Origin of the sequence: Pandoraea pneumonica (assembly GCF_049918595.1) — a bacterium.
Lineage (GTDB): Bacteria > Pseudomonadota > Gammaproteobacteria > Burkholderiales > Burkholderiaceae > Pandoraea > Pandoraea pneumonica_A.
On record NZ_JBNCRZ010000002.1, the window covers coordinates 551,720 to 570,332 of the forward strand.

Here is an 18,613-nt window from a genome sequence, read left to right on the forward strand (position 1 = left end):
CGATGTGTGAGTCAGCGCCGCGTTAGCCAGCCCCGTAGCAGCCCCTTAGCCAGCCCCTTAGCCAGCCCGTCAGTGCTTCCGATTGAGCGCCTCACCCGCGAGGCGAATCAGCGATGCTGTCGAGGCATCATGCGCATCGGGTGTCAACGTTGCCGGGTCGACCAATTCAGGCTCGATCGCGCGGCACAGCGTCTTGCCCAACTCCACGCCCCACTGATCGAACGGATTGATGTTCCAAATCGCGGCCTGCACGAACACCTTGTGTTCGTAGAGCGCGATCAGTGCGCCCAGCCGCTCCGGCGACAGCTTGTCGATGACGAGCGTGTTGCTCGGACGATTCCCTTCAAAACGGCGTTGTGCCCCAAGCGGGCCGCCTGCTTGTTCCGCCGTCGCCATCGATCCGCCTTGCAACAGGGCTTCGCTCTGCGCAAAGCAGTTGGCGAGCAGTTTGCGATGGTGATCGAGATAGGTCGGCTGTGTGTATTGCGGCAGCAGTACCGCGATGAAATCCACCGGTACGAGCGTGGTGCCCTGATGCAGCATTTGGAAGTAGGCGTGCTGGCCGTTGGTGCCGGGCTCGCCCCAAATGATCGGTGCCGTTTGCCACTGAACCGGGGTGCCATCGACTTGCACCGACTTGCCGTTGCTCTCCATATCGAGCTGCTGCAAATACGGCGGCAGCTTCTGGAGCGCATCCGTGTAGGGTGCGATCGACAGCGTTTGCGCGTCGAAAAAGTTGCGATACCAGATGCCCAGCAGCGCGAGCAGCACGGGCATATTGGCTTCGAGCGGGGCCGTGCGGAAGTGCTCGTCCATCGCATGCGCGCCGGCAAGCAATTCTTCGAAGTGCTGGGCGCCTAAGTACAGCATGATGATCAGTCCGACGGACGACCACAGCGAATACCGTCCGCCGACCCATTCGCCGAATTCAAAAACGTTGTCTCGGCTGATACCGAAGCGCGTCGCTTCTTCCACGTTCGTCGACACCGCGACGAAGTGCTTGCCGAGTTCCGCTTCCGGAATGCCGTGCTCGATGAACCACGCGCGAATCGTGCGCGCGTTGGTCATCGTCTCGAGCGTCGTAAACGTCTTGGAGCAAACGACAACGAGCGTCGTCTCCGGATCGAGTGCAGGCAGTGTGCGGGCGAGTTCGGTCGGATCGATGTTCGCGATGAAGTGTGCCGTCAGGTTCGCGCGGCCGTAGGCGGCGAGTGCGTCACACACCATGCGCGGGCCGAGATCGGAGCCGCCGATGCCGATATTGATCAGATGGCGAATGCGCTTGCCGGTGGCACCGAGCCAGCGGCCGTCGCGCACTTCGTCGCTGAACTTGCGCATGCGTGCGAGGGTGGCATGCACGCTAGTGCTGACGTCGCCGGTGGTATCGCTAAACGTGACGCCTTTCGGCGCGCGCAGCGCGATGTGCAGCGCGGCGCGGTCTTCGGTGACGTTGACGTGCTCACCTGCCCACATGGCGTCACGCTTACCGGGCACGTCGCATTCACGTGCAAGATGCGTGAGCAGCGTGCGCGTTTTTTCGGTGACGCGATTCTTCGAGTAGTCGAGATACAAACCCGCAGCGCGCAGCGAGAATTGTTCGACGCGCGAGTTCGCGCCGGCACCAGCGAACCAGTCGCGCATGTGCTGGCTGGCGATCTCGTCGCGATGCTCGAGCAAGGCGCGCCAGGCGGGAGTTTGATCCAAACGAAAGGACGGCTTCGACGACATGTGCAATATGTTCTTTTCGGTAGGACGAAGTATAACGGGAGTCTGACGCGAAATTACGCCCCAAACCCTCTCCTGCGCGGGTTTGCGCGCCGATTTGTCATGGCAACGGCGCTCGTTTGAGACACAGTCCCAGTTCGTTACGAATAGCTGGCAAAAGTTCAGACGCCGTCAATCCTGCGGGGCCAACGTCTTCGCTTACGCACCGTTCGGCGGCACGTCCGTGCAACCAGACACCCGCCAGCGCCGCGCTGGTTGCCGTCATGCCCTGAGCGAGCAACGCACCGATCGACCCGGTGAGCACGTCGCCGGTGCCCGCCGTCGCGAGCCCGGCATTCCCGGTGGTGTTGATCCAAGCGCGGGTGCCGTCGTCGATGACGGTGCCAGAACCCTTCAATACGACGGTTGCGCCGAAATGCCGGGCGAGCGCGCGAGCCGACGCGAGCCGGTCCGATTGAATGCGCGGCACGTCGCAACCCGCAAGCCGCGCAGCCTCTAGCGGGTGCGGTGTGAGCACGGTCGGGCCGGGACGGGCGCGCACGCGCTCGGCGAGCGAGGGTTCGGCGGCAAGTAAGTTGAGCGCGTCGGCGTCGAGCACGAGCGGCGTATGTTCGAAGGCCAGCACGCGCGACAGACATGCGGCCGACGCCGCCGATGTGCCGAGCCCGGGGCCGATGGCGACGGCTTGCATGGCGGCGAAGTCGATGCCCTCTGCCAGTCGAAGCATCAGTTCCGGGTGAACCGGGTCCCACGCCGGGGTGTCGTGTGCGACGAACCCAACGTAGACGCGTCCGGCACCGAGCATCAACGCCGTGCGCGCAGACAGCAGCGGGGCGCCGATCATGCCGTCGTAGCCGCCCAGCACGGCGAGCGAGCCGTAGGTGCCCTTGTGCGTCGCATGGTGGCGCTGCGGCAGGCTAGCTAGGAAGGCGGCGGGCGTGTTGGTCGACAAACCAGAGGCAGACGCCGCCGTCGACAACGCGCTATCCGCCCCTAACGTCGCAATGAGCACGCGGCCCGCGATGTCGCGTCCTTCGCCGGTCAATAGCCCGGGGCACGCGCCTAGCATCGCGATCGTGACGTCGGCACGAATCACGGGGCCGCGCACAACGCCGGTCGCCGCCCCTAATCCACTGGGAATATCGATGGCAAGCACTGGCGTGCCATGCGCGTGCGCGTACCCGATGTTCTCCACGAGACGACCCGCAGCGCCGTCCAGCGGGCGCGATAAACCGATGCCGAACAGGCCGTCGACAATCCACGCGTAGGTGAACGGCGCGGGCCAAGTGTCGGGGGCTGGGCGGATCGGTACGCCGACGCCGACAGCCTGCGCATGGGCCCATCGCGCGTCGTCGGTGCTCGGTGGCGAGAGTTGCCAGACGTCGACGAGTACGCCGCGACGATGCAGCTCCCTCGCGGCGACGTAGGCGTCGCCACCATTGTTGCCGGGGCCAGCGAGCAATAACACTGGCTGGCGTCCGGCCGTCGCGAGCGCGGGCAAATGCCCGTACAACCAATCGGCAACGGCGGCACCCGCGCGCGCCATGAGCGTATGCGGCGGCAATTGCGCGGCGCTCGCGCGTTCGACGTCGCGCAAATCGGTGGGCAGATACAGGGGGAGCGGGGTGTCGGCAAGCGGCCCGTCGATGATGCGAGACGGCCCAGTCGTGCGCACCGGCGGCGCGAGCGGACTCGGCGTCACGGGGGCGGCAGCGGCATCGACACGCGGGTGATCGGTCATGACAGTCGAAACTCACGGAAAGCGTGGGCACCGCTCGAGGCTTCGAACGGGCGCGGTGATTCGACGATTATGCCGCGATTGCTGCCGCGTGCCTGCCAGCGCATTCCCCGAGGTGCTGTCGGCGTTCACTGACGGCGGCAGCCGTCAGTGCCACGGTCTTCCGTGGGCGCGTGGTGGAATCAGTGGGAATACCGGGCGAGTGTCAGCCCGTTCAGGTCGATATCGGGCGTTTGGCCGGAGATGACGTCGGCCAGCACGCGGCCTGAACCGCAGGCCATCGCCCAGCCGGTCGAGCCGTGACCGAGGTTGAGGTAGATGCCGGGCAAATGGGTCGCGCCGAGCAACGGCGGGCCATCGGGCAGCATCGGACGGGCGCCGACCCAGGCGCGTGCCTCTCGGTACTTGCCGGCGCCGGGGAACCAGTCGGTCGCCACTTTGTAGAGCGTGGCGATGGCGCGCTCGCGCAGCACCAACTGCGTGTCACCCAGTTCAGCCGTACCAGCGATACGCAGCCGGTTGCCTTGCGGCGTGATGGCGGTTTTGTACGACTCGTCCATGACCGCGATGCGCGGGCTGAACAGCTCGTTTTTCACGGGGACGGTGAGCGAATAGCCCTTGATCGGCCACAGCGGCAGATCGATGCCGAGCGGCCCGAGCAGCGCCGTGCTGGCCACGCCCGCAGCGATGACGACAGCGTCGGCTTCCAAAATGGCGACTTGCAGCGGATCGGCAGTGCTGGCGGTCTCGACGGTGACCCCGGCGCGGCCCAGATTCGGTCGCACGGCAAGCACGGTGGTCTCGGTCGCGAGCGTCACGCCCATGTCGCGCGCGATTTGCGCGAGACGCTTGGTGAACAGGGGGCAGTTGCCGGTTTCGTCGCGCGGCAGGTGTAGGCCGCCAGCGAGCGGCGCATCGGTCGAAATCGACGGTTCGAGCTTGCGGCACTCGTCGGGCGTTAGCAGACGGTGCGGCACCTCGTTCTCGGCGAGCATGGCGCGCGCCGGTTCGTTCATCTTGATGTCGCGCTCGGTGCGGAACAGTTGCAGATAGCCCTGCGTGTGTTCGTATTCGAAGACGTGCTGTTCGCGCAGTTCGTGTAGGCAGCGTTGGCTATAGAACGCAAGACGTTGCATGCGCTCGCGATTGGCGCGATAGCGCTCGAGCTTGCACTCGCGCAGCCAGCGCGCCGCCCAGCGCCACGTACCGCGTGACAGGCCGGGACGGAAAATCAGCGGGCTGGCCGAGCTGAACATATAGCCGAGCAGTTTGCGCGGCATGCCGGGCGCGGCCCACGGCGTCACGTAGCCGGGCGCGATGACGCCGGCGTTGCCGAAGCTGCTTTCCTGCGCGACTGTGCTGTTGCGCTCGATGAGCGTAACCGTATGCCCCGCGGCGGCCAGATAGTAGGCGGTGCATGTGCCGATAACCCCGCCGCCGATAACGATGACCTTCATTCCCAACCGTCTGGTGTGTGGCAAACGCCCGTACGTTCGCTTGTTAGTGTCGTTCTATGTTGCCTGACTGAACTGTGCGCACGCCGGCAACCTTGGGCAGCGACAGCTCGTCACGGGGCGCATAGGTTACCAGAGAGCGGCCACGGCAGGGCGCCTCGCGCTGAGAAGGCCCGTGCGACAAGGGTTTGCGGGCGGAGAAAGTAGGCCGGAACCCAGCGCGGGGCGGTTTCGGGGCGTTGGCCGAGCCTATCTGCCATCGTGTCTCGGTGGCTGGGATTGCCTGCTGATTGGCGTTCCGGCTTGCAAAATCGGACATCGCGCACTCGGGTATAACCCCGGGTAAGCAGGGTATAATCGCGCTTTGTCGTTCCCCCGCGTTTTGAACGCCTCGCCTTCCGTCCTTCCATGACTCACATTGCCTGCTTCGCCGGCGCCTTGGCGCTCTCCGAATTCCGCCAGCAACGTCTTTTGCAGACCCTGCAAGCCATCGACAGCTCGATCGTGCGTATTGACGCGCGTTACGTGCATTTGGTGGCGAGCGCCGCACCGCTATCGAGCGACGATGTGGCCCGTGTGGCGGGCCTGCTGACCTACGGCGAGCCAGTGCGTGAAGAGCCGGTAGGCGATCAGTTGCTCGTGATCCCGCGTCTGGGCACGATCTCGCCGTGGGCCAGCAAGGCCACCGACATCGCCCATAACTGCGGCATCGCCGACGTGCGCCGTATCGAGCGCGCCGTCGAATACACCGTTGGCGTCAAGTCGGGCCTGCTGGGTGGCAAGAAGTCGCTGTCTGCCGACGTCCTCGCCCGTGTGGCGGACGTGTTGCACGACCGCATGACCGAGACGGTCGTCGCGACGCGCAAAGATGCCGAGGTGCTCTTCGTCGAGTTGCCCGCCAAGCCGTTGCAAACGGTCGACGTGATCGGCGTGGGCCGCAGCGCGCTTGAAGCCGCGAATCGCGAACTGGGTCTGGCGCTGGCCGAAGATGAAATCGACTATCTGGTCGAAGCCTTCGTCGGTTTGAAGCGTAATCCGACCGATGTCGAACTGATGATGTTCGCGCAGGCCAACAGCGAGCATTGCCGCCACAAGATTTTCAATGCGCAGTGGACCATCGACGGCGAGGCGCAAGACAAGTCGCTGTTCCAGATGATCAAGAACACGCACCAACTGCACCCGCAGGGCACGGTGGTGGCGTATTCGGACAACGCGTCGGTGATGGAAGGTGCAGAAGTCGAGCGCTGGTATCCGCGTGGGGCCGACAGCAAGTACGGCCGCAGCGTCGAGTTGACACACACGCTGATGAAGGTCGAGACGCACAACCACCCCACGGCCATCTCGCCGTTCCCGGGCGCCTCGACGGGCGCGGGTGGCGAAATTCGCGACGAAGGCGCGACGGGCCGCGGATCGACGCCGAAGTCGGGTTTGACCGGCTTCACCGTCTCGAATCTGGCCCTTCCGGACGCACGCGAGCCGTGGGAAAACGACCGCGACGTCGCGGTGCCGCTCACGCTGCGCAAGCCCGATGACACCGGCGCCGACTATGGCCGCCCGGATCGCATCGCATCGCCGCTGCAAATCATGATCGACGGCCCGCTCGGCGGCGCTGCGTTCAACAACGAATTCGGCCGTCCGAACCTCGGCGGCTATTTCCGTACCTACGAGCAGAATGTCGGTGGCCGCGTGCGCGGCTATCACAAGCCGATCATGATTGCCGGCGGTTTGGGCAACATCGCGGCACAACACACTCACAAACACGACTTGCCGGCTGGCACGCTGCTCATCCAGATCGGCGGTCCGGGCATGCGTATCGGCATGGGCGGCGGTGCTGCCAGCTCGATGGCGACCGGTACCAACACGGCTGAACTCGATTTCGACTCGGTGCAGCGCGGCAACCCGGAAATCGAGCGCCGTGCGCAGGAAGTCATCAACTGGTGCTGGCGTCAGGGCGAGGCCAACCCGATCCTGTCGATTCACGACGTGGGCGCGGGCGGTATTTCGAACGCTTTCCCCGAACTGGTGGACGGCGCAGGCAAGGGCGCGCTGTTCGATCTGCGTCAAGTGCAGTTGGAAGAGTCGGGCATGTCGCCCGCCGAGATCTGGAGTAACGAAGCGCAAGAGCGCTACGTGTTGGCCATTGCCCCGGACAGCTTCCCGGCGTTCCAGGCGGTCTGCCAGCGCGAGCGTTGCCCGGTCGCGGTGGTCGGCGTCTCGACCGAAGAACGTCAACTGAAGTTGGTCGACCCGATGCATCCGGAATCGCCGGATCCGGTCGATATGCCGATGGACGTACTGCTTGGCAAGCCGCCGCGTATGCATCGCGATGTCACCCGCGTGAAGGCGGAACTGCCGCCGGTCGATGTGACCGGTTTGTCGCTCGACGAAGTGGCGCGCGCGGTGCTGCGTCACCCGACGGTGGCGAGCAAGTCGTTCCTGATTACGATTGGCGACCGCACCGTGGGTGGTTTGACGGCCCGCGATCAGATGGTCGGCCCGTGGCAAGTGCCGGTGGCCGATTGCGCCATTTCGCTGATGGATTACGCGGGTTTCCGCGGCGAAGCGATGACGATGGGCGAGCGTACGCCGCTGGCCGTGATCGATGCACCGGCATCGGGCCGCATGGCGGTGGGTGAGGCGATCACGAATATCGCTGCCGCGCCGATTGCGTCGCTCGATCAAATCAAGCTGTCGGCCAACTGGATGGCAGCGTGCGGTACCGAAGGCGAAGACGCCGCGCTGTTCGACACGGTCAAGGCCGTTGGCATGGAACTGTGCCCGGCGCTGGGGCTGTCGATTCCGGTCGGCAAAGATTCGCTGTCGATGCGCACGAAGTGGGAAGACGCTGGCCGCAGCAAGGACGTGGTGGCACCGGTCTCGTTGATCGTGTCGGCGTTTGCGCCGGTCGAGGACGTGCGTGGTCATCTGACGCCGCAGTTGCGCTCGGCCGCCGAAGTGGGCGAGACGGTGCTGATTGCCATCGATCTGGGCCACAACAAGAACCGTTTGGGCGGCAGTATTCTCGCCCAAGTGACGCAGCAGATCGGCGACGTGGCACCGGATCTCGACGATCCTGCCGACCTCAAGCGCTTCTTCGATGCGATTCAATCGCTCAATAGCGACGGCAAGTTGCTGGCTTATCACGACCGCTCCGACGGTGGTCTGTTCGCCACCGTGGCCGAGATGGCATTCGCGGGGCACGTGGGCGTGTCGCTCAACGTCGACATGCTGACGCTGGACGAGGGCTTCGAGTCCGATTACGGCGACGCGAAAGACTGGGCGAAGCAGACCGTGGGCCGTCGTGAAGACAAGACGCTGCGCGCGCTGTTCTCCGAAGAACTGGGCGGTGTGATTCAGGTGCGTGCGAGCGATCGCGATGCGGTGCTCCAAGCGCTACGTGAAGCGGGCTTGTCGGCCTGCACGAACGTCATCGGCAAGCCGAATACGAACGACGTCATCGAGATTTATCGCGATGCCAAGAAGGTGTGGGGTGCGCCGCGCGCTGAACTGCAACGTCTGTGGTCGGAAGTGAGCTGGCGCATCGCGCGCCTGCGCGACAATCCGGCCGCTGCCGACGCCGAATACGAAGCGCTGAACGACACGAGCGATCCGGGCCTGTCGCCGAAGCTCACGTTCGATGCGAACGAAGACATCGCGGCACCGTTCATCGCGACCGGCGTTCGTCCGAAGGTGGCGGTGTTGCGCGAGCAGGGTGTGAACTCGCATCTGGAAATGGCCTATGTGCTCGATAAGGCCGGTTTCGAGGCTTACGACGTGCACATGAGCGATCTGCTCGCAGGCCGTCAAGCGCTGGCCGACTTCAAGGGCTTCATTGCCTGCGGCGGTTTCTCGTACGGCGACACGCTGGGTGCGGGCGAAGGCTGGGCGAAGACGATTCTGTTCAACCCGGCGCTGGCCGAGCAGTTCGCGGGCTTCTTCAACCGTGCCGACACGTTCGCGCTGGGTGTGTGCAACGGTTGCCAGATGATGAGCAACCTGTCGAACCTGATCCCGGGCGCCGCCGCATGGCCGAAGTTCACGTACAACCAGTCGAAGTACGAAGCGCGTCTGACGCAGGTTGAAGTGCTCGATTCGCCGTCGTTGTTCTTCAAGGACATGGCCGGTTCGCAACTGCCGATCGTGATCGCGCACGGCGAAGGCTTCGCGAACTTCGGGCAGCAGGGCAACATCGATCAGGCGATTGCCGCGATGCGCTTTGTCGACCACCGTGGCCAGCCGACCGAGCAGTATCCGTTCAACCCGAACGGTTCGCCGCGCGGTCTCACGTCGGTGACGACGGCCGACGGCCGATTCACGGTCATGATGCCGCACCCGGAGCGCGTGTTCCGTACCGTGCAAATGAGCTGGGCACCCGAGCAGTGGGGCGAAGACAGCCCGTGGATGCGCATGTTCCGCAACGCTCGTCGCTGGGTCGCGTAAGCCAGTGATGCAGCTTCCGACGACGCGCTAGGGTCGTTGACGAAAAAAGCCGCCGACCCTGTGATGGGGCAGGCGGCTTTTTTTATGAGGCGTGCCAGGGTAGGACCCAAAGAAAAACCCGCCGTGAGGCGGGTTTTTCATGTCTGACGAGACGGCGACAATCCTTACTGGATCTTGGCCTTCTTCTCGAGACCGTCGATGAAGCCCTGGAGCTTCTCTTCCTGCATCTGTTGCACGAGCTGCGGCTTGACGTCGGCCAGCGGCGGGATCTGCGCGTCGCGCATGTCGTCGAGTTCGATGACGTGATAGCCGAACGAGGTCTTCACCGGGGTTTGCGTGTACTGGCCCTTTTGCAGCTTTTGCAGAGCATCGGCGAACTCCGGCACGTACGCATTGGCCGGCGACCAGTCGAGGTCACCACCGTTTTGCGCTGAGCCCGGATCCTTCGAGTACTGCTTGGCCAGATCGGCGAAGCTCGCACCGCCCTTAAGCTTGGCGATGATGTCCGTGGCGGTCTTTTCGTCCGGCACGAGGATGTGGCGAGCGTGATATTCCTTGTCGCCGAATTGCTTCTTCAACTGGTCGTAGCGAGCCTGCAAATCGGCATCGGTGACCGGCGAAGTCTTCTGGAAGTTGGCGATCAGCGCGCGGATCAGCACGCCTTGCTTGGCCAGTTCGACCTGCGCCTTCACGTCGGCGTTGCCTGCGAGGCCCTGACGAACCGCTTCCTGCGCGAGGATTTCACGCTTGACCAGTTCTTCACGCACTTGTTGTTGCAATTGCGGCGAGTTCGGTTGGCCCTGACGAACCATTTCGCGCACCATCGCATCGGCACGCGAAACGGGCACCGGCGTGCCATTGACCACGGCAACATTCTGAGCAAGTGCGGGAAGGGAGACGGCGGTCAGCGACACGGTGGCGGCGAGCGCCAGAGCCGTGCGCGCGAGTTTCAATGCCATGCTGTTTTTCCTAACGAATGACGGAGGCAAGGTTAATCGGCGGGGGACGCGTCGCTCGTGCTTACGCTTCACCAGGGGCGAGCGCGACGATAGCGAGGGCGTGAATGCCGTTCTGCATCAAATCGGCAAGCGCATCATACACCAGCCGATGCCGCGCCACGCGGTTGCGGCCGGTGAAAGCGGCGGAGACGATACGAAGGTTGTAATGCCCGCCCGAGGCCGCACCGGCGTGGCCGGCATGGCGTGCGCTGTCGTTCTCCAGCGCGAACTCGGTCGGGGCGAGGGCCGCTGTGAGACGCGCCTCGATTTGCTGTTCCATGGTCATGACGGGATCTCCTGGGCGCAATTAGTCGTCTTGCTTGATGTACTTCGCGAGCCAGAGGCTCTGCACGACGATGAACACCACCATGAGGCCCATGCCACCGAACAGCTTGAAGTTCACCCAGACGTCGGTCGTGAACTGATAAGCGATCACCAGATTGAGCGCGCCCATCGCCAGGAAGAAGAGCGCCCAGCTGAAATTCACGGAGCGCCACAGATTTTCGGGCAGCGCCATTTGCTTTTCCATCATGGCGCGAATCAGGTTCTTATCGAACATGAGTTCCGCCACGAACAGCGTTACGGCGAACAGCCAGTAAAGCGCGGTGGGCTTCCACTTGATGAAGGTGTCGTTGTGAAACAGGATGGTCGCGCCGCCGAACACCACGATGATGCCGAGGCTCACCCACTGCATGGGCTCGACCTTGCGGTGACGCACCCACATCCAGATGACCTGCGCGATCGTGGCAGCAATCGCAATGCCTGTGGCGACGTAGATGCCAGCGAATTTGAAGGCGACGAAAAACAGGATGACCGGTAACAGGTCGAACAGAAATTTCATGAGGTCTCGACTTGGGGGCTACGGGCTTGTCGGCCCGACGAACCCACGCTGACGGCGCACTGAGCGCGCATCGGTGAATCCCGCCGGGCGGCAAACCCGCATTATATTTCAAAGCCCCCGCTATCAGGATGTGCGCTTAGCGAACGATTTCGAGTCGCTTCACGTCGATGTCGCTCGGACGATGGCGGTGGCGATCCACTTCGCCGGTGATGCGCACGCGGGTCTTGTCGTCGATCTTGACGCCTTGCGGCCAGTACTTGTCGTCGAGCTCGATTTCGATGGTGTGTCCCGCGTCGTCGCGGAACGTGTAGTGCTCGTGCTTGATGCGATTGACGATGAAGCCTTCGATGATGGCTTGCGAATCATCAGGCGCGGAGAGTGCCTGCTGAACGGTGACCACGCCAGGCATCACGGCCGGACCGATCGTACTGCCAGCGGCTGGGGCACCCGGGCCCGTGTATTGCGCGCTGGCCGGCGTGGCCGACAGCGCCGCGAGGGTGGCTGCCGAGGCGAGAAGCAGGGCGAAGCGAGTCTTTTGCACGGACATGAGAGGCGTTCCTTATTTTTGATAGAGGAAACCCAGCATAGCAGGAATACCAACCGCTAATCGGCGACTTCCCGGCATCGCTGCGGCGAGCCCATCAGCTCGATGGGGCTCGCCTAACCGGGTGCCTTAGTCGCCTTTTTCGGACTTGCTGGCGGCGGGTGCTGCGCCATCCGCTTTGTCGTCGAAGTTCAGCGATGCCGAGTTGATGCAGTAACGCAAACCGGTCGGCGCGGGGCCATCTTCGAACACGTGACCGAGGTGGGCGTCGCAGTTGTGGCAACGCACTTCGACACGCACCATGCCGTGACTGTAATCCATCACCTGATCGACACCCGCACCCTCGATCGGCTTGCTATAGCTAGGCCAGCCGCAACCGGCGTCGAATTTGTCCGTCGATTGGAAGAGCGGCTCGCCGCAGCAAACGCACCGGTACGTACCGTCTTGCCAGTGGTCCCAATAGCGCCCGGTGAAGGCGCGTTCGGTTGCGGCGTTTCGGGTGACCTGAAACTCGACGTCGTCGAGTTGGGCGCGCCACTCGGCTTCGCTCTTTTCTACTTTGCTCATGAAAATTCTCCTGAGTATTTCTAGACCGTCGTCCAGACCCGTCGATACCCGGATTTCTATGCTCCGAGTGTCATCTGACGAGTCACATATTGGGATAATTCCCGGATTCGCAATGCGCTGCCATGTGTTGCGATGTGCCGCCGTGTGTCGGTCAGGACGAGCAGCTCACTTCCAATTGACCGGCCCAGTCGGGCGGCAGTTCGGCGTAGCGCGCAAACTCCGGTTGCTCGTCGTACGGGTGCGAGAGCACACGCAGCAACGTGTCGACTTCCGAGAAATCTTTCTCTTGCGCCCGTCGAATGGCCACTTCGGCCAGATGGTTGCGCAGCACGTATTTCGGATTGACCAGACGCATGGCGATCGCGCGCTTCGCATCGGTGCTGGCTTCCTGACGCAGGCGAGCCCGATAGTCGACGGCCCACGCGTCGAACCCCGGCCGATCGATAAACATATCGCGCAGCGGTGCGTCGGCGGATGGGTTATCGAGTTGCAGCGTGGCAAGCGAGCGGAACAGGTGCGTGAAGTCGACACGTCCCTCATGCATCAACTTGAATAGACGATTGATGAGCGCCTCGTCGTCCACATGCGACTCGCGCAGGCCGAGCTTCGCGCGCATGCGCAGGTCGATTTCTTCGGCAAAGCGCGTCTTGAAGAACGGCAACACCGATTGCGCCTGTTCAATCGCCGCATCGCCTTCGCCGAACAGCGGTAGCAGCGCTTGCGCCAGGCAGAACAGGTTCCAGTACGCCACATTCGGCTGTGCCTGATAGGCATAGCGCCCCTGCGTATCCGAGTGATTGCAAATATGATGGGCGTTGAACGCATCGAGGAAGCCGAACGGGCCGTAGTCGATCGTCAAACCGAGAATCGACATATTGTCCGTATTCATCACGCCGTGGCAGAAGCCCACCGCTTGCCAGTGGGCAACGAGTTCGGCGGTCACCTCGCAGACGGCTTCGAGCAGTGCAAGATACGGATTGTCGGCCTCGCGGCAATGCGGGTAGTGGTGATCGATCGTGAAGTCAGCGAGTTGGCGCAGGGCCTCGTGCTGACCGGCTGCCCAGAAGTGTTCGAAGTGACCGAAACGAATGAAGGTCGGCGAGAGTCGCGTGACGACGGCGGCCGTCTCGATCGTTTCGCGGCGCACGGGGGCGTCCGAGCCGATCACGCATAGCGCGCGCGTGGTTGGCACGCCGAGATGGAACATGGCTTCCGAGCAGAGAAACTCGCGAATCGACGAGCGCAACACGGCGCGGCCGTCGCCCATGCGCGAGTACGGCGTGAGGCCACCGCCTTTGAGCTGAATTTCCCAGCGCCCGCCAGCCCCGTCGGCTTCCCCGAGAAGCAGCGCACGGCCATCCCCGAGTTGTCCGGCCCAAACACCGAACTGATGCCCCGAGTAGACACTCGCGAGCGGATCGCCGCCCGGCAACGGCTGATTGCCGGCGAATGTGGCGAGAAACTCCGGATCGCGCGCCGCGTCGGGCGACCAGCCGAGCAGCCGTGCGGCGTCGGCGGAAAAGCCGACGAGATACGGTTCGGGCAACGGTTGCGGTGAGAGGCGGGTGTAGAAGTCCGGACCGAGCGTCGCGAAACGGTTCGTCAAACTAAGGGCGCCGAAATGCTTGAGCGAATGTTTGGGCGACGAGGCTGACGAGGCTGACGAGGGGGACGCCGGGGAAGCGCTTGCGGGGCGGTCTGAAGCCGACATTGGGGACGTTCCTGATGGTGAACAAACATTCTACTTGAGGTGTCCCGTGCCTGCTGCCGCATGGCGAGGCCATTGCGTAGGGCTTTCCTTGGTGTTTCGTCGAAAACGCCAGCACGCGGGGCAGGCCGCCTTGCTGCGCCGCACAAGCGATCGGCGTTGACCGGCGGCTCGGGCGCGTCAAGAATCGGAGTGCGTGGCACCATGAATGCACGCATGAGACGTGCCAGCCTGCCACATGCCGTGTTTCATCCCAGCCGTAGCCCAGACGTATCCCGATATTCCGGTATTCCCGACTTTTCTGGAGATTCGACGCATGGCAACACCGCTCCTCGGCCAGATGATGGCCGCGCCGCTGCTGATTTCTTCGCTACTCACGCACGCTGCCCGCCATCATGGCGACACCGAAATCGTTTCGCGTCGCGTGGAAGGCGACATTCATCGCTACACATGGCGCGACGCCGAGCGGCGCAGTCGGCAACTGGCTCAGGCACTGCAACGGTTGGGGGTGGGCGCTGGCGAGCGAGTGGGCACGCTGGCATGGAACGGCTATCGCCACCTCGAGCTTTACTACGGCGTCTCGGGCATGGGCAGCGTCGTGCATACCGTCAACCCGCGCCTGTTCCCCGAGCAGATCGCGTTTATCGTGAACCACGCCGAAGACCGTTACGTGGCCTTCGATATCAATTTCATGCCGTTGATCGAAGCCATCGCGCCGCAATGCCCGGGTGTGCAGGGCTGGATCGCGATGACCGATCGCGCGCATTTGCCCGCGTCGACGTTGCCGCTGCTGTGCTACGAAGACTTGCTCTCGGCGGAGGACGCCGACGCCTACGTTTGGCCCGAAATGGATGAGAACACCGCCTCGGGGCTGTGCTACACGTCGGGCACGACCGGTAACCCCAAGGGCGTGCTTTACAGCCACCGCTCGACGGTGTTGCACGCGTTCGGCGCGTCGCTGCCCGATGCGATGGCGATGTCGGCGCGCGACGCCGTGCTGCCCGTTGTGCCGATGTTCCACGTTAATGCGTGGGGCATGCCGTATTCGAGTGCGCTCGTCGGCGCCAAGCTGGTGTTTCCCGGCAAGGATCTCGACGGCAAATCGCTTTATGAACTGTTCGAAGCCGAGGGCGTGACGTTCTCGGCAGGCGTGCCGACCGTCTGGCTCGGCTTGCTGACCTACGTGAAGTCGATCAATGCGCGCTTCTCCACGTTGGAGCGCACGGTGATTGGCGGCTCGGCATGCCCGCCCGCGATGCTGACGACGTTCGAGCGCGACTACGGTGTGCGCGTTATCCACGCATGGGGCATGAGCGAGATGTCGCCGCTCGGCACGCTTTGCCATCTGCGCAAACATCATCGCGACCTGCCTGAGGACGCTCAGCAGCACATTCTGGAGAAGCAGGGCACTGCGATTTATGGTGTCGATCTAAAGATTGTCGGGCCCGACCGCGAAGAACTGCCATGGGACGGCAAGGCATTTGGCGATCTCCACGCGCGTGGGCCGTGGGTCCTCGACCGGTACTTCCGTGGCGAATCGTCACCGTTGGTGGATGGCTGGTTTCCGACGGGCGACGTGGCGACCATCGACCCCGAGGGTTACGTGCAGATCACCGATCGCAGCAAGGATGTGATCAAGTCGGGCGGTGAGTGGATCAGTTCCATCGACGTCGAAAACATCGCAATGGCGCACCCCGAGATTCACGAGGCGGCGTGTATTGCGGTTCGCCATCCGAAGTGGGAAGAGCGGCCGCTGCTGGTGGTTGTGCGCAAGCCCGGCTCGTCGCTCACTCGAGAAGATGTGCTCGCCTTCTACGAGGGGCGCGTCGTGAAGTGGTGGATTCCCGACGACGTCGTGTTTGTCGACGAAATTCCCCACACCGCGACCGGCAAGATGCTCAAGCTCAAACTGCGCGAGCGATTCCGCGACTATCAGGCGGCGCAATAGCGGGCGTCGCCATCACCCATGTCGCAATCACTGGCGGCTTGCCGGAATTGTCCGAGGCGACGACCGGCTGCGCCTCAAAAGCCAGTCGCGACGCCACTTCACGGCGGATTCACGGCAGATTCGCCGTGAATTCGGCGGCCTGCGGCCCCTATAATGTCAGCCAGATTTTCGTTCGACGCGGCGCGGCGCCAGCTCACTGAACAGGGGCGAGTTGCCGCGTCGTTCGTTTGCGTCGACGCAAGACATTGACCAAGGAGTCGCAGTGCATTTTCTGAGCGCCACGGCTGGCCTCGTGCTCGTGAACGGCGTGAGCTACGGTTTGCTGCTGTTCATGCTATCGAGCGGGCTCACGTTGATCTTCAGCATGCTGGGTGTGCTGAATTTCGCGCACGCCAGCTTCTACATGCTCGGGGCGTACTTCGCCTATGCCTTGTCTTCGGTGATCGGTTTCTGGCCGGCGCTGGTCTTCGCTCCCCTGATCGTCGGCGTGTGCGGTGCCGTGTTCGAACGCGGCGTCTTACGACGTTTGCGCGCACGTGGGGCGTTGGCCGAGCTGCTCGCGACCTTTGGTCTGGCGTATCTCGTCGTGGAACTGGTGCAACTCGTATGGGGGCGCGGGCCGGTCGATTACGTGGTGCCGGCGGCGTTCGAGGGCGTGCTGATCAATGTCATGGGCGTTGCGGTGCCGGCATACCGGCTGTTTCTGATGGCGCTTGCCTGCGCGGTGGCGGTGCTGGTGTGGGTAGCGTTTCGCACTACGCGTGCCGGGCTAGTGCTACAGGCGGCATTGGCGCAACCGGCAATGACGCAGGCGCTCGGCTACAACGTCCCTGCGCTATACACGGGGGTATTTGCGTGCGGCGCAGCGTTGGCGGCGCTTGCAGGCGCGGCGGGCGGCAACGTACTGGTCACTGAGCCGGGCATGGCTGCGACGGTCGGCAGTGTGGTCTTCGTCGTTGTCGTGGTGGGCGGGCTCGGTTCGTTGAGCGGCGCCTTTGTCGCGTCGCTGTTGATCGGCATCTTGCAGACCTGGGCGGTCACGAGCGACGCGAGTCTCGCGCCGTGGTGGCCGCAGGCCACGCAGAGCGTGCTGCTCGATACGTTGTCGCCGCTGGCCCGATTGACGTTGGCGCAACTGGCACCTGCCGTGCCGTACCTGTTGATGGTGGTCGTGCTGTTGTGGCGCCCGCGCGGTTTGCTCGGCGTGCGGGAGGGGTGATGATCGACGTACGCGACAACGTCCCCCCTAACCGAACCGACGGAACCGGCTTGCGTACAACCGCGGCGATTTGGGCCGGGTTCGCGCTGCTACTTGTGGCGCTACCGCTGTGCTTCCCATCCGACGCCGCACTCACGCTGATGACGCAGATGGGGACGGCCGCCATTCTTGCGCTGTCGTTCAACTTGCTACTCGGCTCGACAGGCCTCCTGAGCTTCTGTCACGCGACGTATGCGGGCATAGGCGCGTATGCGGGCGTCTGGTGCATGAATCGCATCGGTGCTGGTGCGCTGCCGGTCTCGATGATCGTCGTGCCGTTAGCCGGAGCGATTGCGGGTGCGCTTGCGGGGGCGACCCTCGGCTTCGTCACCACACGTCGCGCGGGGATGACGTTCGCCATGATTACGCTGGGCGTGGCGGAACTGGTCTGGGTGATGGCCGCGATGTTGCCTGAGTGGTTCGGCGGCGAGCGCGGCATGGCTACCGATCGCACGCTGGGCGCGCCGTGGCTCGGCCTGACGTTCGGGTCGCAGCGCGAGGTCTACGGGCTGGTCGCCGTCTGGTTCTTCTTTTGCGCGGCATTGATGTACGGCGTGACGCGCACACCGCTTGGCTTTCTTGCGCGTGCCGTGCGAGACAACGCGGCGCGGGTCGCGTTTCTGGGGCAGTCGCCGGCTGCCGTGCGCTACCGGATGCAGATCATCGCCGCAGCGTTTGCGGGGGTGGCTGGCGCCCTTGGCGCACTCAATTTCGAACTCGTCAGCGCCGATACCTTCAGTCTCGAGCGCTCCGGCGTTGTGCTGGTGTTCACGGTGCTGGGCGGCACGGCCTACTTCGCTGGACCGATTGCCGGGGCGGTGATCGGCGTCTTTGCGACCGTGGTGCTGGCGACGCTCACGCGGGCTTGGCAGTTGTACTTGGGCCTGAGCTTTCTTGCCGTCGTGGTTTTTGCTCCTGGTGGGGTGGCCGGACTATTCGCTGCGCACGTGCGCGCGCTCCGCGCGATTGGCACGCAGCGTCACCGCGAATTCCGGCACCTGTGGGCACCCTATCTAACGGTGTGTGCGGGGTTGGCACTGTTGGCGGCCGGACTGATTGCGTTGGTGGAAATGGCGTACAACGCTCGCCTTGCCGTGACCGGTACGTCCGAACTCGGGTGGTCATGGCTGAGTTATATGAGCACAACGGTGAGCACAACGGTGAGCACAACGAACGGCTGGCGTGTTTGGGCGCCATGGGGTCTCGCGCTGGTCAGTCTGGTGCTCGGTGCGGCATGCCTTTGGCGGGCGTGGCCGCGATTGCGCCAAGTCTCGCGTGTTGTCCTGCGTGTGCCCGGAGGGCGGTCATGACGTCCACGAATCACGAGACGCGCATGACGTCGCAGCCGATCCTTAGCGTGCGCGGGCTTCGAAAGTCGTTCGGTCGTACGCA

13 protein-coding genes are annotated in these 18,613 nt (G+C 63.7%); 4 read left to right on the forward strand and 9 right to left on the reverse strand.

What is annotated here, in order from left to right; translation table 11 throughout:
- Positions 1–69: 69 nt before the first annotated feature.
- The 3 genes from pgi to ACPWR9_RS09065 all read right to left on the reverse strand — a co-directional run bounded on the left by pgi (position 70) and on the right by ACPWR9_RS09065 (position 4,920).
- Positions 70–1,728 (reverse strand): glucose-6-phosphate isomerase, encoded by a 1,659-nt coding sequence (gene pgi, locus ACPWR9_RS09055; protein WP_426297268.1) that lies wholly within the window; start codon positions 1,726–1,728, stop codon positions 70–72.
- A 97-nt stretch (positions 1,729–1,825) separates the two neighbouring features.
- Entirely contained in the window at positions 1,826–3,466 is a 1,641-nt protein-coding gene (locus ACPWR9_RS09060; RefSeq protein ID WP_426297267.1) for an NAD(P)H-hydrate dehydratase, read from the reverse strand.
- Positions 3,467–3,645: 179 nt separating this feature from the next.
- Positions 3,646–4,920, reverse strand: coding sequence for a D-amino acid dehydrogenase (locus tag ACPWR9_RS09065; RefSeq protein WP_426297266.1), 1,275 nt, complete (start codon positions 4,918–4,920; stop codon positions 3,646–3,648).
- Positions 4,921–5,325: 405 nt separating this feature from the next.
- Here ACPWR9_RS09065 and purL point away from each other — a divergent pair, with 405 nt between their 5' ends.
- Positions 5,326–9,357, forward strand: a complete 4,032-nt coding sequence (gene purL / locus ACPWR9_RS09070; protein WP_426297265.1) for a phosphoribosylformylglycinamidine synthase — start codon at positions 5,326–5,328, stop codon at positions 9,355–9,357.
- A gap of 164 nt (positions 9,358–9,521) precedes the next feature.
- On the opposite strand, the gene ACPWR9_RS09075 is transcribed toward purL, so the two are convergent.
- The 6 genes from ACPWR9_RS09075 to ACPWR9_RS09100 form a co-directional block, all read right to left on the reverse strand.
- On the reverse strand, positions 9,522–10,316 hold the full coding sequence (locus ACPWR9_RS09075) for a peptidylprolyl isomerase (protein WP_426297264.1): 795 nt from the start codon (positions 10,314–10,316) through the stop codon (positions 9,522–9,524).
- Between the two features lie 61 nt (positions 10,317–10,377).
- A complete protein-coding gene (locus ACPWR9_RS09080) occupies positions 10,378–10,641 on the reverse strand; it encodes a BolA family protein (RefSeq protein WP_150677775.1) in 264 nt (87 codons plus the stop codon).
- A gap of 21 nt (positions 10,642–10,662) precedes the next feature.
- Positions 10,663–11,196, reverse strand: a complete 534-nt coding sequence (locus ACPWR9_RS09085; RefSeq protein ID WP_426297263.1) for a septation protein A — start codon at positions 11,194–11,196, stop codon at positions 10,663–10,665.
- A gap of 136 nt (positions 11,197–11,332) precedes the next feature.
- Positions 11,333–11,743 carry a YgiW/YdeI family stress tolerance OB fold protein gene (locus ACPWR9_RS09090; RefSeq protein WP_426297262.1) on the reverse strand — a complete coding sequence of 137 codons (411 nt, stop codon included), beginning with the start codon at positions 11,741–11,743 and terminating at the stop codon, positions 11,333–11,335.
- A gap of 126 nt (positions 11,744–11,869) precedes the next feature.
- Positions 11,870–12,307, reverse strand: a complete 438-nt coding sequence (msrB, locus tag ACPWR9_RS09095) for a peptide-methionine (R)-S-oxide reductase MsrB (protein ID WP_426297260.1) — start codon at positions 12,305–12,307, stop codon at positions 11,870–11,872.
- Between the two features lie 151 nt (positions 12,308–12,458).
- Positions 12,459–14,018: a protein adenylyltransferase SelO gene (locus tag ACPWR9_RS09100; protein WP_426297259.1), complete on the reverse strand. Its 1,560-nt coding sequence runs from the start codon at positions 14,016–14,018 to the stop codon at positions 12,459–12,461.
- 313 nt (positions 14,019–14,331) lie between these two features.
- Between ACPWR9_RS09100 and ACPWR9_RS09105 the strand changes: the two genes are divergently transcribed.
- From ACPWR9_RS09105 to ACPWR9_RS09115, 3 genes are all read left to right on the forward strand, one after another.
- Positions 14,332–15,963, forward strand: a complete 1,632-nt coding sequence (locus tag ACPWR9_RS09105; RefSeq protein WP_426297258.1) for a 3-(methylthio)propionyl-CoA ligase — start codon at positions 14,332–14,334, stop codon at positions 15,961–15,963.
- A gap of 331 nt (positions 15,964–16,294) precedes the next feature.
- Positions 16,295–17,182 (forward strand): branched-chain amino acid ABC transporter permease, encoded by an 888-nt coding sequence (locus ACPWR9_RS09110; protein ID WP_426297993.1) that lies wholly within the window; start codon positions 16,295–16,297, stop codon positions 17,180–17,182.
- 50 nt (positions 17,183–17,232) lie between these two features.
- Entirely contained in the window at positions 17,233–18,531 is a 1,299-nt protein-coding gene (locus ACPWR9_RS09115) for a branched-chain amino acid ABC transporter permease (protein WP_426297257.1), read from the forward strand.
- The last annotated feature ends 82 nt before the right edge of the window (positions 18,532–18,613 follow it).